At 61.4% G+C, this 13,414-nt stretch carries 13 protein-coding genes; 7 read left to right on the top strand and 6 right to left on the bottom strand.

The window, feature by feature from the left end; translation table 11 throughout:
• Positions 1-75: 75 nt before the first annotated feature.
• A complete protein-coding gene (locus HWV07_RS11600) occupies positions 76-1,998 on the bottom strand; it encodes a polysaccharide deacetylase family protein (RefSeq protein WP_178334454.1) in 1,923 nt (640 codons plus the stop codon).
• A gap of 217 nt (positions 1,999-2,215) precedes the next feature.
• Between HWV07_RS11600 and HWV07_RS11595 the strand changes: the two genes are divergently transcribed.
• Complete coding sequence (locus tag HWV07_RS11595) at positions 2,216-2,686, top strand: hypothetical protein (protein WP_178334453.1); 471 nt, start codon at positions 2,216-2,218, stop codon at positions 2,684-2,686.
• On the opposite strand, the gene HWV07_RS11590 is transcribed toward HWV07_RS11595, so the two are convergent.
• Entirely contained in the window at positions 2,663-4,444 is a 1,782-nt protein-coding gene (locus HWV07_RS11590) for a carbamoyltransferase family protein (RefSeq protein WP_178334452.1), read from the bottom strand. The genes HWV07_RS11595 and HWV07_RS11590 overlap by 24 nt on opposite strands.
• Before the next feature lie 159 nt (positions 4,445-4,603).
• Here HWV07_RS11590 and HWV07_RS11585 point away from each other — a divergent pair, with 159 nt between their 5' ends.
• Both HWV07_RS11585 and HWV07_RS11580 read left to right on the top strand, forming a co-directional pair.
• Positions 4,604-4,918 carry an ArsR/SmtB family transcription factor gene (locus tag HWV07_RS11585; RefSeq protein WP_178336059.1) on the top strand — a complete coding sequence of 105 codons (315 nt, stop codon included), beginning with the start codon at positions 4,604-4,606 and terminating at the stop codon, positions 4,916-4,918.
• The gene (locus HWV07_RS11580; protein WP_425487789.1) at positions 4,915-5,196 is read left to right on the top strand and encodes a DUF7521 family protein; all 282 of its coding nucleotides are present in this window, start codon (positions 4,915-4,917) and stop codon (positions 5,194-5,196) included. The genes HWV07_RS11585 and HWV07_RS11580 overlap by 4 nt, the downstream gene beginning before the upstream one ends.
• A gap of 374 nt (positions 5,197-5,570) precedes the next feature.
• Here the strand turns inward: HWV07_RS11580 and HWV07_RS11575 are convergent, their stop codons facing one another.
• From HWV07_RS11575 to HWV07_RS11565, 3 genes are all read right to left on the bottom strand, one after another.
• Complete coding sequence (locus HWV07_RS11575; protein WP_178334451.1) at positions 5,571-6,119, bottom strand: hypothetical protein; 549 nt, start codon at positions 6,117-6,119, stop codon at positions 5,571-5,573.
• The gene (locus tag HWV07_RS11570) at positions 6,116-6,769 is read right to left on the bottom strand and encodes a DsbA family protein (RefSeq protein ID WP_178334450.1); all 654 of its coding nucleotides are present in this window, start codon (positions 6,767-6,769) and stop codon (positions 6,116-6,118) included. The genes HWV07_RS11575 and HWV07_RS11570 overlap by 4 nt, the downstream gene beginning before the upstream one ends.
• Positions 6,770-7,128: 359 nt before the next feature.
• Positions 7,129-7,515 (bottom strand): DUF302 domain-containing protein, encoded by a 387-nt coding sequence (locus HWV07_RS11565; RefSeq protein ID WP_178334449.1) that lies wholly within the window; start codon positions 7,513-7,515, stop codon positions 7,129-7,131.
• A gap of 518 nt (positions 7,516-8,033) precedes the next feature.
• Between HWV07_RS11565 and HWV07_RS11560 the strand changes: the two genes are divergently transcribed.
• Positions 8,034-9,038 (top strand): DUF7972 family membrane protein, encoded by a 1,005-nt coding sequence (locus tag HWV07_RS11560; protein WP_178334448.1) that lies wholly within the window; start codon positions 8,034-8,036, stop codon positions 9,036-9,038.
• A 384-nt stretch (positions 9,039-9,422) separates the two neighbouring features.
• Here the strand turns inward: HWV07_RS11560 and HWV07_RS11555 are convergent, their stop codons facing one another.
• Positions 9,423-9,632, bottom strand: coding sequence for an Lrp/AsnC family transcriptional regulator (locus HWV07_RS11555; protein ID WP_178334447.1), 210 nt, complete (start codon positions 9,630-9,632; stop codon positions 9,423-9,425).
• A 356-nt stretch (positions 9,633-9,988) separates the two neighbouring features.
• Here HWV07_RS11555 and HWV07_RS11550 point away from each other — a divergent pair, with 356 nt between their 5' ends.
• From HWV07_RS11550 to HWV07_RS11540, 3 genes are all read left to right on the top strand, one after another.
• Entirely contained in the window at positions 9,989-10,306 is a 318-nt protein-coding gene (locus HWV07_RS11550; protein WP_178334446.1) for a hypothetical protein, read from the top strand.
• Positions 10,307-10,465: 159 nt separating this feature from the next.
• Positions 10,466-12,226: a TrbL/VirB6 family protein gene (locus tag HWV07_RS11545; protein ID WP_178334445.1), complete on the top strand. Its 1,761-nt coding sequence runs from the start codon at positions 10,466-10,468 to the stop codon at positions 12,224-12,226.
• On the top strand, positions 12,223-13,353 hold the full coding sequence (locus tag HWV07_RS11540; RefSeq protein WP_178334444.1) for a TraC-like domain-containing protein: 1,131 nt from the start codon (positions 12,223-12,225) through the stop codon (positions 13,351-13,353). The genes HWV07_RS11545 and HWV07_RS11540 overlap by 4 nt, the downstream gene beginning before the upstream one ends.
• The last annotated feature ends 61 nt before the right edge of the window (positions 13,354-13,414 follow it).

The raw sequence follows: 13,414 nt of genomic DNA, 5'->3' as shown, positions 1-13,414 counted from the left end.
CGAATATCACGTTTCGTTCAGCGGTGGAGACGCGCCTCTCGCTTCTCGTGTCCCGTCAGGGGATGCGTTTCCGTATCACGCGTTGGTGACTTCGAGCGTCCAGTTCCCGTCAGCCTCGACGTTGAGCCAGACGGCTCCACCCGCCCTGTAGGACCGCGAGTTATCGAACGCACCCGTGCGGTGGACGAGCACCTCCCAGCTGCCATCCGCGCCGTACCCGTCGACGATGAATTCGCCGTCGCCGTCGTGGGTCGCGACCACTCTGACGTCACCCTGTGTCCACAGTGGCCCGACGTACGCCGATCCGGAACCGTCAGCCTCGACCGGGAGGTCCTGGAGGTCGTCGCCGTGGACCGATGGCTGGGAGAGGTCGACCGACCACGCGTTCGCTGCGTCGACCTCGAGACGATAGGTCCCCTCGTCGACGGCCATGAGTGACGTTCCGGTCGTAGCCCCCGACATCGTCGACAGATTCTCGTCGGGTGCAGGCTCCTCGCCCCAGGTGACGTCGACGGTGATTGGTGCACCGCCCTCGTGAGTGACGTTCGCGACGACGACTCCCTCGTCGAGGTCGAACGACCGAGTGGTCGCTGGGCCGGTGCCATCGAACTGGGCAGCCTGGCCCTCCTCGAGAAGGACGCCACTCGGCCGGTCGCGGTCGGTGGTCTCGTCGGCATCGCCATCGTGCTCCCACGATCCATCGACGAGGTCGGAGGGCGTGACCACGTCGAGTCCGCGCTGTTCGACGTGCTCCAGGAGCAGCCAGAAATCATCGAGTGACATCAGGTTTCCGTCGCCACCAGCATCGTCTTCGTCGACGATCGGCGGGATACGGAGGACCGTGAGCAGGTCGTACTGGTCGGAGAGGTTGGTGTGGCGGCGAACGCCAGTATGGAGTGCGGGTCCCCAGATCATCGGGACCATGTGCATCTCGGTGGGTGGCACCCCGGTCGTCCCGGAGTTGTAGAGGAACGCCGAGTCGTGGATGCCCCTGGCGAGTTCGTAGGTGGTAGCGTCCATCCCGCTATCGGGGACGAACAGATGTCGGGCGCCGTCCTCGAAGCCCTCGCTGGCGAGGGCGTCGCGGCTATCCTCGAGGATCGCTCGCTGCTCGGACTCAGACTGGTCGCGGAGTGGCGTCGAGACCTCGGGAAGCGGGCAGATGTCCCAGCCGCGATCACTGAGTTCGCGGAGCTGCTCGTTACCCATCCGGTCGCCGCTGCCGATGGCGTCGGGAGCAACGGGGACGGCCGCGGCCCAGTCGCGTTCCTCGAGCAAGTCGGCGGCAACCTCGTAGTGGGACTGGTGGCCCCCGTAGAACGCGAACACCACTTTGCCCACCGATGCCGATTCGGTCCGACGGAGGTCGTCGACCAGCAGTCTACTCGGACCGCCGTCGGGCCCGTCGGCGATGATGTTGATCCGGCTCACGTTCGACAGGTCGGGTTCGTTGCCCGGTTTCTGCTGGTATCCGGCGTCCAGCCGGAACCATTCGTCGAATCCGTCGGGGACCACCCGTGCACTGCCGAGGCGCTCGCCACTGGAGGGCGCGTGGTATTCGACACGAATCCGGTCAGCGGACTCCGGTTTGACTGCGAAAGAGAGATCCCAGCCAGTCATGTCGATCCCGTCCGGGAACTCGATGCTCACCCTCGCCTGGGCACCGTCGCTCTCGACGACCACCGCCTGTGACCCGGTCCGCGCCTCGTCGGGAGCGGCAGATATCTCGCCGGTTTCGGCGGACCACTCCTCGAGGTTCTCGAAGGACGAGAGCAGTTCACCGGTCTCGATGGCCGGCCACCGAGTCGGGCCGGTCGGCGTCTCAGCGACGTCGGTCTCACCGTTATCTGGCGACCCATTCTGGTTCGAGTCACCAGTCCCGCCCCCCGGAAGTACGTCGTTACAGCCGGCGAGTGCCGCCGAAGAAGCACTCAAACTCACTGCCGCCAGCAGACGGCGTCGAGACGTGAGATCCGTCCGGTCGAATTGGTTCGTCATAGGGGGTTCGATTACTCGTCGTATCGTTCTCGCTACGGGGACGTAAACGGGACTGCCGATTTGCTGACCCAGCAAATCGGGACTGGAGCTATCAGGGAGCCCTTCGTCGGACCAGCCGAATGTCGCCGGTCGACAGGAGTTCGCGCGATGCTGCGAATGCAACCGACGAATGGAGCGTGTCTCGACGGTCACGTGAGACTGCGCTCGGGGTGAGTCTATGTCCATGAACGAGCTCCGACGCTCGATTCGGGCTGACCGTCGGGCTGCCGCGTGGGGCATAGCCATCGGAATGGGCGTGTTCCTGCTCTTCGGTCTCGTCACCGGGCTCATACCGAACCCACTGTACGTACGGATGGTTCCCCGGACGCCGATCGACTACGTGCTCCTGGTGTCGACGGCGTTACTGGCGGGCGTCTACGTCGCCCAGCGGAACGCCACCACGACCAGTGACGACGAGACAGCCGCGACGACCGGTGAAGGCCGGCTGGCGATTGGTGGGCTCGCCGGGGGCTTCCTCGCGGTGGGCTGTCCGATCTGTAACGCCTTCCTGCTGGCACTGTTCAGTTCGTCCGCGCTCATGACGTACTTCGATCCGATCCGTCCCGTCCTCGGCGTGGTCTCGGTAGCTATCCTGGCGGGATTGATCTACATTCTCTCCCGGCGGTCATGTCCGACCTGCGTGTCGTAGCGACTCTGCTTCGGCGTCGTAACGCCGCTGTTTCGACGACGTGGGCTCCTTCTCGACGACGACATCCTCGAGTGCGAGCACGTCCAGTCCCATCCCGTAGAAGTCCTTGATCGCCTGCGTCGGCGTCCGGACGATCGGTTCGGCGTGATCGTTGAATGACGTGTTGAGGACGACGGGCACGCCCGTGATGTCGGCGAACTCCGAGATGAGCCGGTGATACCGCGGGTGTTGGTCGGCACGGACAGTCTGCGGTCGCGTCGAGTCGTCGGCCGGATGGAGAACCGCCGCCAGCTCGTCGGTCTTCTCGTCGGCGACGTCGTACGCGTCGATCATGAACGGTGCCGGCCGTCCGTCGACGAGGTACTCTGCGGCGGCCGACTCGAGCATCGACGGCGCGAACGGCCGCCACTCCTCACGGTGCTTGACGAACCGGTTGACGCGGTCGCGGGAGTCGATGGAACGAGGGTCGGCGAGGATGCTCCGGGCGCCGAGTGCCCGCGGGCCCATCTCCATCCGGCCCTGGAACCAGCCGACGAGGGCGCCGTCGGCCAGCCGTTCGGCGACGTACCGCTCCAGGTCGTCCGGCTCCGCGTACTCGATCTTGTTCGTCTCGAGCGTCGACTGGATGTCCTCGCTCTCGTAGCTGGGTCCGAAATACACGTCCGTCTGTCTATCGACGGCCCCCGGTTCGTACCGCGACCACCCGGCGCCGAGCGCGAGGCCGGCGTCGTGGGCGACTGGCTGGACGAACATGTCGTCGACGACTGCGGCCTCGCGGACGCACTGATTGAGTTTGCAGTTGAGCGCGACACCGCCTGCGAGGGCGACGTTGCTGGTGTCGAGCAGCTCGACTGCATCCGTGACGATGGCGACGACGGTCTCTTCAATCAGTTTCTGTGCCGTGTGGGCGAGGTCTTTCTCCCACTGGCCGAACTCGCCGGGCGTCTCGTTCCGGGCGCGACCGAACGCCTTTTCGAGCATCGAAACGCCGTGACCGGTACCCCAGCGCTGCGTGAGGTCGGTCACGTCGTAGTCGACGCCCGTCTCGATTACCCCTCGGAGGGTGCGTTCGATTTCGGGATTGTCGTCGCCGTACGGGGCGAGACCCATCACCTTCCCCTCGCCGTTGAACATCCGGTAGCCGAGGTACTCCGTTACGACGGCGAAGAACAGTCCGAGGCTGTTGGGGTGTTCGTAGGTCCGGATTCGTTCCAGTCCGTCCCCATCGGCTTGCCAGACGACTGTCGCGTCGTACTCGCCCTTTGCGTCCACCGTGAGGACGACGGCCTCGTCGAAGCCGGAGGGGTGGAACGCACTCGCTGCGTGGCACCTGTGGTGGGCGACCGTCTCGATCGGCGGGAGCGGCTCGCCGATCCTCCTGAGGCGGTTTTCGATCTGCCGCGTCGGGAGAAACCGGCTCCGGATCTCGGAGACGACCGTCTGTTCCAGTGCGGAGAGTTTCCGAGCCAGTCCGGGCGCCCGAAGCGCGTCGATGACGTATTTCGGGGTGATCTCCCCCCGGAGCTGAGGTTCGTACGGGAGGAGAATCCTGTCGATATCCTGGAGTTCGAGGCCTCTGTGATCGAGACACGCCTGAATCGCCTGTTCGGGGAACGTCTCGGTTGCATGTTTCTCCCGAGTGTACCGTTCCTCTTCGACGCCGAAAACGGGGGTCGAATCTTCGAAGAGGACGGCACTCGGATCGTGTTGGCCGTAGAGGCCGATCGCGGGTTTGAATGCGAGTCGATAATTAGTCATGTCTCGAGGGGAAGGCGCTAGTTCGACCGAAACCGAGGGAATACAAAGTGCCTGTGACGATTTTCTGAGTCAGCAAATCGTGGGCTATTTCTCGACGTACGCCCAAGCGAGTCCGTGAACCGGGAGGGAACATCGGAGCCGTCAGAGGTCTTCGAGGTCATGGCGGACGATTACGCGCGACGGATCCTCGTCGCTGCCGACCGGAAGCCGATGACCGCGAAGGATCTCAGCGAGGCGTGCGACGCGTCGCTGACGACGGTCTACCGGCGAGTCTCGATGTTACAGAACCAGGGGCTCATCGAGGAACACCGTACGGTCGGTGACGATGGATCTCACCGGAGCGTCTTCGAGACTGCACTCGAGGGGTTGCACGTCGAGCTGTCCGGTGGCTCGCTCGAACTGACGCTGGAAACGCGCGACGAACTCGCTGACAGCTTCACCGGCCTCTGGAGCGATATGAGGGGTGACTCATGATTGAGACGTCACTGATGCTCGCGAAACTGTTTACGTTCGCGCTGAGCCTCGTCGTCGCGTATCTGGCGTACCACGGTTACAGACGAAGCGGCAGCGAGCCGATGCTCTACGTGGCAGCTGGGTTCGTCTTCATCGGCGGCGGGGCAATATGTGAGGGTCTCATCTACACGCTCTTCGGAACGTCGATACTCTCGGCAGGACTCATCCAGGCCGTGATTGTCTCTACAGGTATGATCCTCATGCTCATCTCGCTGACGAAGTCGACGTCGAGCGCCTGATCTGGCAGATTACAGCCCACCAGGGGAAACCCCGACGTCACCGTGAGAAAACGTAGTTGACGGTCACTCGTCACACCTCGAGCACCCTGATCGGCTGCGGAGCACGGCACCCATCAGCGCAAGTACGGCCACGGTCACGAGCACTTGAACGAGACTGGCCCGTACTGCCACTGCGGCCGCGCCACCGGTCGCCGCAGCCGCTCCAGGCCCGATACAACAGAGACTTGCGAGACCTGCGAGACCGAGTTTCGCGCGTCGTGACGTCGCTTCCGCGTCCATGGCCCTTTAGGGTCCCTCCCACGGCTTGGGGGTCACGTGGGGCCGCTCCGACCGTCCTCTCGTCGATGGCAGCGATCGAACGCTCAAGGCGGTCGTCATGGATCACCCCCGATGGTACACGTTCGTGGATCGCCGGCTCGCCCGAGGAAGAAGAGAAGCAGGAAGATCCCCCCGGCACGGAGGAGATTCCCGTCGAACGGTAGCATCGCCATCGCGCCGACGAACCCTAGGGCGCCGAGGACGCCGGCGCCACAGCTCGCACATCCCGCCGCGAGCATTCCGGGGAGGACGCCCACGACCGTTGAAGCCCCCCTGTGTCTGGCGCGTCGAACGAGCGTGACGGAGTTCGTCACCGCGATCCCTGTCAGAATCGCGTAGAGAGCGACCAGGCCGAGACCGATCCAGCCGGTGCCGAGGTAGACCTCCCGCGTGAGCGTCGAGACCGCGTATCCGATGTCTGCCGGGTTCCGCGTGAGGAGCTGGAAGGAGAACTGCGGGAACGTACTCAGGACGAGTACGACGTACGTCACGGCGGTCACGAAGCCAGCGATCGCCAACCGTGCATTCGACGTGAGCGGATAGACGACGGCCTCGAGGAGGTCTCGAGTCCAGCCGCGTGCCTCGACCGTCGGCGTCCGGTTCACGCGTCTCTCACCTGCTCTATCGCCTTCGAGAAGTTCTCGTACGGGTGAGCACCGACCAGCTTTCCAGCGGTATCTGTCTCACGGTTGTAGAGTACGAACCCGGGGGTCCCCTGAATATTGGCCGCCACGCCTGCATCGAGGTCATCGTTGATGCTCTCTCGAACTGCCTCACCGCGACTATTACGACAGGCATCGACGTCGGAGACCGCGACTGCGTTCGTCTCTTCGGTAATCTGCCTGAACGTCTCCTCGTCGGCCCAGTCGTGTCCGTCCCCCGCCTGTGCGTCGAAGGCCGCACTGTGCCACTTCCAGAACGCACCTGGGCCCGAATCGACCACTTGTTGCCAGACACACCGACCCCAGACGGCGGACGGCATGGAGTACTCACCGATGTTGGGATAGAAGAGCGTGACGAGTCTCACGTCACCAGTTTCGATGTGGTTTGACCCAAGCTTCGGCAGTGTCTCTGTCTCGAACTCCTTGCAGAATGGGCACAGATAATCCGTCCAATAGTAGATGTCGATGGGAGCGTCGGTGTCCCCCGCAATCGGCCGGCCGGCGAGTTCGATGCCGAAGCCACTCGTCCCGTCGTCAGCATGGGAGTCGCTGGGAGTGTACTCCTGGTCGTTCGACTCTGAACTGGAGGCCATATACGCCACACCACCACCGAAGGCGAGAGTCGCGCCTCCTGCGATGACCGCCCGTCGTCTCGTAACTATGTTACCACGACCCATCGTTAGACTCCAGATTCGAGTCGCGTCGCGCAATTCCCCGTCGGGAGTAATCGTACTTGCTGGGGCCAATGGTGAACCGTCCGTGAAATCGTCGCGATGCAGAAGCGTCCGGTTGTCCAACGGTCCTCAGTGAGTCGGATTGTGTCACGTCTCGGGTGTGTACTGAGGGTAGTATATGTCGTTCGCCGATTTTCTAATCCAGCAAATCGCTACATACGGCTGCTAGCAGCGGGGAATCGTGTTCCGTATACGCCCCCAAGTTCGTCCGAAACTAGTTACAGTGCGTTCAGAACGGACTCGAAGCGGTCGCGGACGTCTGCGGCAATCGGATCCAGGTCGGAGTTATCCGAGACGGAGAGGAGTGCTTCGGGGTCGACGGCGCTTACTCCGATATTGTCACCATCTGTTTCGTATACGATAACGTTACACGGAAGGAGCGCTCCCAAGACCAGTTCATTTTCGAGGGCTTCGTGAGCTAGTTCCGGATTACAGGCCCCGAGAATACGGTACTGCTGGTACTCTTCATCCAGTTTCTCCTTGAACGTTTGTTGGACGTCAATGTCACAGAGGACTCCGAAGCCTTCGTCTTCGAGTGCAGCCGTTGTCTGTTCGACGATATTACCGAAATCTCCCTCCACCTGTTTGTCCATAGTATAGGACATACATCACAATATCGCCCGACTACCCTTAGTTGTTCTGTCCAGTCATGTCTATGGAAATCGACACGGTTCTAACTGTATCCTATTCCGCGTCTATTCAAGAAAACCATAACCGAAGGCTAAGTAGCTATCTGTACGAACTCCTCGGGATATTGTTTGCTTCTTGCAATAGAGTGATGGTGTAGATATCATTGCTTAGGTAGCTTGCCGAGTATAATGGACAAGGGTATACACTATTTGGTGACGTAGACAGGATCTTCTCTGACACCCACTATCGATTGGTCGGTATAGGGTACGTATTCATCAATCGAAGTTTCGTTCATTTCCTCCGGATACCGAATGGAAGGAGACCTGAATCCAGTTATCATTTGTCCCCTCTGGCTCTGTTCACATCAAGTCCGAGACAATGACGATGCCGTGAGTTAAGTGGCTAGACAGCGATTATATCGGTCTATGGGTGCTTCGAATCAATCTCCATCAGTCAAACCAGCAGGTGTTTTCTGTTCCATTCGGGTGACAAAATGAGCCGGTCTGGAGGCTGGCGAGGCTGGTTCCCTGACCCCTCAGGCAGACGTGGCGTCAGCCTGGTACAATGGGTGCTCTTAGAGGGGAATCGGCATGCCGTCACGGGGGCGTTGGTCACGTTGACGTTCGTCGCTATGCTCGCAATCGGCACGATTTGGCCGTTCGAAATGCAACAACTTCTCACCGAGACCGCTGCCGTCCAGACGCTACTCAACACCTTCCTGGGAGGGATTATACTTCTGGTCTCGATCGTCGTATCGATCAACTCAATTGTCCTCTCATACGATATAATCTCTATCGGTGCACAGGAAGATCGTCTTCGAGGCACCCTCAAGTTCCGCACCGAATTAAGTCATCTGACAGACACCGAGCATACCACCATCGACCCGGCATCATTCCTCTCTATGATGGTCGGAGAAATTGACCAACGAGCACACGAGTTAGAGACGGTTACGGAGGAGCTTGACGGGAGCGATGCCGAGGAACTCAGAAACCACATCGAGACCATACTCCAGACCATCCAATACATTGAGAAATCCGTCGATCAACCGGGCGGGGGCGAGTTCAGTTCCCTGTGGCTTGGGATCGATTTAAATCTCGGCCCATTGATGCAACGCTCGCGTGTATTACAGAGGGCGTATGCCGATGTCCTCTCTGAGAGAGGTAAAGAACGGTTCGAGGGACTCATCCGCGCGTTCGAACTGATCACAATCGGACGCCATTTTTTCAAGACGTTGTATTATAAACGAGAGTTCTCGATGTTATCACGAACACTCTTAATCGTCTCGCTCCCAGCCATCCTGGCAACCGCAACCACGATTCTGGCTATAAACGCAAACGCCCTCCCACAGATATGGATATTTGGCCTCTCACCGCTCCTGACGTTTGTGGCCGCCGCATTCACGATCGCTCTAACACCGTTTATCATCCTCACCGCCTATATGCTCAGGGTAGCGACAGTCACTCTGCGGGGTACCGATACCGAGCCGTTTGTCCTCTAGTGCTGACCGATGCCATCGAGCAGTGCACAGGATCAGTCTATCGGCTGATCCAGAACTGTCGTGCTGGAATCATCCCTCTCCCGATTCGGTCGGTACGCAGGTTCGAACGCAAGGCTGGTTCGGGGCAGATAAGCAGAAATAAACTGTGGTCACTTACTCTATCCGCCCTCTGTATTCCACACGCATTTCCTATCAGCCACTGGGAATTTAAACAGAGCCGATTGCGGGTGATTCGCGATCTCGTTCGTGTTTCAACTATGCCGTCCGGTTCTGCGCCAAGAAAACCATCTAGAGCCACACCTGCTAACAAGGCCAGTTGCAGAGCGAATAATCTCCACCATCGGCAAGTGCGCCAGCGTGATTTGGGTGGGGTAGTTCACTTGATCAACCCGTTTCATCACGTGGATCTGAGAGAATCTCGTAGAGGGCGGTATTCTCGTGGATGTTCTCGATATACCCGGCAGCGGTGAGGAGTTGTAGCCGTTCGTGAACCTTGTAGCGTGGCGAGCCGGTGGCATCGACGAGAAAGCCCTGGGTCCGCGCTCCCTCATGTAGCTCGTCGAGAATCATTTTGTCAAGGTCAGTGAGCTCCATCTCCGTTCCTCTACCCATTCGATGCATATGATGGTGCGGTTTGTCGCACACTCTGCTCGGCGATTCATAGGTGGAATCGAATAAGCTAATCTCCACGATTCCAAGGGTATATATTAGAAAGGAATCAACTACGATTCGTAGTAAGAATAATGAAAGAGCGTTCGTCCCTGCCCCGAAGACTGACACGATGGCCGCTAGGTTGGGTTGTTGAACGGTCTCGGAAGCTTACGAGGTGGATCGGTTTATCGACGCGTCGAGACTCAGCACCGCCTCATCCAGGCCTTCGGAGACGTAGCTACGATGTCGTCAGTAGAGGACGTGTACTCTCACCCCTTGCTATCGTGCTGGTCGCTCTAGTGGTGGCGTCCGGGGTTGCGGCCGCACAGTCCGGCAATGGTGGCCTGTGTGGCACGCCTGCGATCGACCTGTTCGAGTGGGCTGCCCAGACCGGTGCCGGGGTGCTGTTCCTCGGTGGGCTGCTCTACGGTGGTTTCAAACACGCCCGTGCGGGGCTATCGCGGAACCCGGAGCGCTCGAGCGAGCATCGGCGCTCAGGGACGATGGCGATGCTCGCCGGCCCGATCTTCGGTATCATCATCGTGCTTGGCGAACAAGCCGCCGGTGCAGCTGGCTTCTCGATCGCCGAGTGCGCGCAACTCACCCCGTGGTTCTAGCCCGGAAGCCCTTCCCGATTCACGAGCACCCCCGCCATTCCACAATCGATTCGTATGCTCGAATCTACGTTCTGTGAACGCCACTTGGGTCCTCGACGCAAGCGGGGTACTGATGCCCTTACTCGGCGTCGATTGATTCTGTTCGTCAGCATCTGCTTGGTGACGACTGGCCTCTTCACACCGTTCCTCGTATCCTCGAGCACTGCGTCTACCGTGAATCTCACGGTCAACAACAGCACGACAACTGAGGAGGCCGCGACTGGGGATTCGCACAATGCGTGTGACGGAAAGGGACCTATTGAGGGGGCGATCTGTAACGCCATCGAGGACACCAAGCGGAGTCTCCTCGGTGGCGCGCTCGACGTAACCCAGGACATCGCACGGAGCGTGCTCGAGGTGATCCTGCATCGGCCAGCGCCGAAGCAAGGCTCCGAAATCGTGGTGTTTCGACCACCGACGAACCAGCCAATGGCCGGTGCCTATGCAGGCTGGACCTCAGTCGGGCTGCCGCTCGGGTTCCTCGTATGGGTTCTCGGTGTCGGCGTGGCGCTCGCCAGTCGGTTTCGCCCCGCGGCCTCGTTCGCTGCCCATGGATTCCAGATCGAGCGCCACATCGGCCGAAACCTCGTATTCACCCTCGGCTCCTGGTGGATCGGCGCATTCATCCTCCACCTCGCGAACGGGTTGATCCTCGCGGTTGCACCACGCGGCGACCAACTCGTGATGGGCCCGCAGTCCGGCGTCGGGAGCATCCTCGGCACCGGCCTGCTCGCCGGGCTCCTCTGGCTAGGAACTGCTACGGTCACGACCATCCTGCTGGTGGCGACGCTGCTGGCGTACTTCCTGTGTCTCACCTTCATGGTCTTCCTGCCGGTGTTCTCGGCGCTCATGCTGTTCGACACTGGCGGTGTGCTGCAGACTGTCGGCCAGTTTGGGCAGACCGGCTGGGATATCTTCATCCGCGCTGCGTTCTTCCCGCTGCCGGCGGCGCTCGTCCTCGGGGCCGGCGCTCACGTGGCCGGTGGGATGATGCGCTTCATCGAGGAGGCTGTCGCCGTCGGCGGGTTCGCCGAAATCGCGGGCATGCTCGCCTTCGCGATTGTCACGTTCGTCACGCAGCTGGCCGCCCTCGTCGCCACCCTGTGGATGCTACTTGGCTCGCGTGCCGCCCGGACTGCCGGCGGTATCATGGCCGGCATCGGTGGCGCTGCAATGTACTCCCGAGCGAAATCCGGCGCTCAGTCGCTTGCCGGGAATGCGTCGATTCCTCGCCCTGGAGCCGGTTCAGGTGCAGACGCAACCAGCGCCGCCAGTGCAGCTTCCGAGAGTGCCGCGAATGCTGCCTCGCCTGGTGGGTCGGGCAATGGAGCAGTTACCACTGGTACGAATAGCGGGTCGAGACTCGGGAGTGGGCTCAGTGTTTCCGACGGCGCTTCTCGGCCGGGGACGTCAACTGATGGTTCCGTCGGTGTCTCGACTCCCGAAACGCCGACCGGTGGCCGTCCCGGTCCGATGGGGCAAGCCAGCGAGTCACCGACGGCGGGGGGCACGAACGTGAGTGCTGGCGGTGGGTCCTCGAGTGAGAGCGGGCCAATCAACGTGTCGGGCGAACACGACCTCCCAGGCAACCAACGCTACCAGCCGGGGTTCGTCAACGACGGCGAGTTCCAGCCGGTCGAATCGTCCGGGCTGAACCGCGAACTCGTCGTCCGTGAGCACGACCGATTCGTTGACGCCTACGATTCCGACGGCGACCACGACGGTATCTACCTGCGGGGTACCGAGGATGGGACGCTGTACGACGCGTCAGCGGTCGCCGGGTCAGACTGGGGTGTGAGCTCTGCCGAGGCCAGTCGGATGAGTCGAGACGCCGTCTTCGACGCCCGCGGTGAAGACACTGGACGAGGTGAGGGCCAATGAACCGCCCCGGCCCGGAGGACGGGGATTGGGAGCGTCGCGTTCTCGACGACTTCGGATCCGACTCGGGATTCCTCGCGTTCGCCGATATCTCCAACGCGGAGTTGCTGTTCCTCGGACCCGTGCTCGGCGTCGCGATGCTCGTCCTCGAGGTCGTGGTCCTCACGACCGACCGCTTCTTCGTCGGCGTCGCCCTTTCCTTGGCGATCCTCGGTGTCGCTGGCCTGTACGTCGCCATCTGTCCCGACCATCGCACGCCACTCGGCCTCCTGCAGTCCTTCATCTCACACCATCGCCGTGACTCGACAATGACGTTCACAACGGTCACCGCAAGCGAGGAGAGTGACACGCCGCCGGACGTCCGGGAGTTGACCCGGGTTCGGGCGGTCGAACCAGAAGTCGATGCTATCCGCCGGCCCGACGAGACGCTGGTCGGCGCGGTCCGAATCGACCCGGCGAACCTCACACTCGCCGATAGCGACCGCTGGAATCGGGCTGCCCGAGGCTTCGGCGACGTCCTGAACGCGCTGGACTACCCCGTCCAGATCCATTCGTCGGCTCGTCGTGTCGACCCAGCGCGGATGACTGCCGCGTACGACGACCGCCGCACCGACCCGGACGTCCAATCCACCCCGGCACTCCAGGAGATCGTCGACGTCTATCGGAACCGTCGATCGCAGGAGTTCCGCGAACGCGGCACCAGCATCCGCCAGTACCACGTCTTGGTCCCAGTCCCGATACAGGCTGTGAGTCTCGAGAGCCACCCCTGGATTCAGCGGCTCGAGGGCGTGCCGGTCGTTGGTCCACGCCTCGCCCCACCGCTCGCCGACTGGTTGCTGTACGACGACCGTCGCGAAGCCGTCGTCGAGCGGCAACGCGAGATCCTGACCGACCGTCGCCGCCACCTCGTCGACCAGCTGACGAGTGTCGACGGTGTCGACGTCCACTCGGTCTCGGCGGCTGATCTCACGACGCTCGTCGAGGAATACTGGACCGGTCAGCGAGCCGAGTACCCGGACGACGGGCCGAACTTACGTACAACGCCCGTCGTCATGCCCGAGCACTCCGACCAGCATGACCGCGAGACGTATCGCCCGTCGACCGACGGTTCTCCAGAGGACACCCGATAATGCAACTGCGAACTCACCTCAGCCGACTAGTTCCCTGGCGTAGCACTGTTCAGCTAAACGA

The organism is Natronomonas salina (assembly GCF_013391105.1).
Lineage (GTDB): Archaea > Halobacteriota > Halobacteria > Halobacteriales > Haloarculaceae > Natronomonas > Natronomonas salina.
The sequence above is the reverse complement of the archived record's forward strand: the minus strand, read 5'-3'. Positions and strand labels throughout refer to the sequence as shown.

Coding starts and splice junctions, on each gene's coding strand:
- HWV07_RS11570 (WP_178334450.1), bottom strand. CDS start 6,769: ATGGCCTCCAGTTCAGAGTCGAACGACCAGGAGTACACTCCCAGCGAC.
- HWV07_RS11560 (WP_178334448.1), top strand. CDS start 8,034: ATGAGCCGGTCTGGAGGCTGGCGAGGCTGGTTCCCTGACCCCTCAGGC.
- HWV07_RS11600 (WP_178334454.1), bottom strand. CDS start 1,998: ATGACGAACCAATTCGACCGGACGGATCTCACGTCTCGACGCCGTCTG.
- HWV07_RS11565 (WP_178334449.1), bottom strand. CDS start 7,515: ATGTCCTATACTATGGACAAACAGGTGGAGGGAGATTTCGGTAATATC.
- HWV07_RS11585 (WP_178336059.1), top strand. CDS start 4,604: ATGGCGGACGATTACGCGCGACGGATCCTCGTCGCTGCCGACCGGAAG.
- HWV07_RS11580 (WP_425487789.1), top strand. CDS start 4,915: ATGATTGAGACGTCACTGATGCTCGCGAAACTGTTTACGTTCGCGCTG.
- HWV07_RS11590 (WP_178334452.1), bottom strand. CDS start 4,444: ATGACTAATTATCGACTCGCATTCAAACCCGCGATCGGCCTCTACGGC.
- HWV07_RS11540 (WP_178334444.1), top strand. CDS start 12,223: ATGAACCGCCCCGGCCCGGAGGACGGGGATTGGGAGCGTCGCGTTCTC.
- HWV07_RS11555 (WP_178334447.1), bottom strand. CDS start 9,632: ATGGAGCTCACTGACCTTGACAAAATGATTCTCGACGAGCTACATGAG.
- HWV07_RS11595 (WP_178334453.1), top strand. CDS start 2,216: ATGTCCATGAACGAGCTCCGACGCTCGATTCGGGCTGACCGTCGGGCT.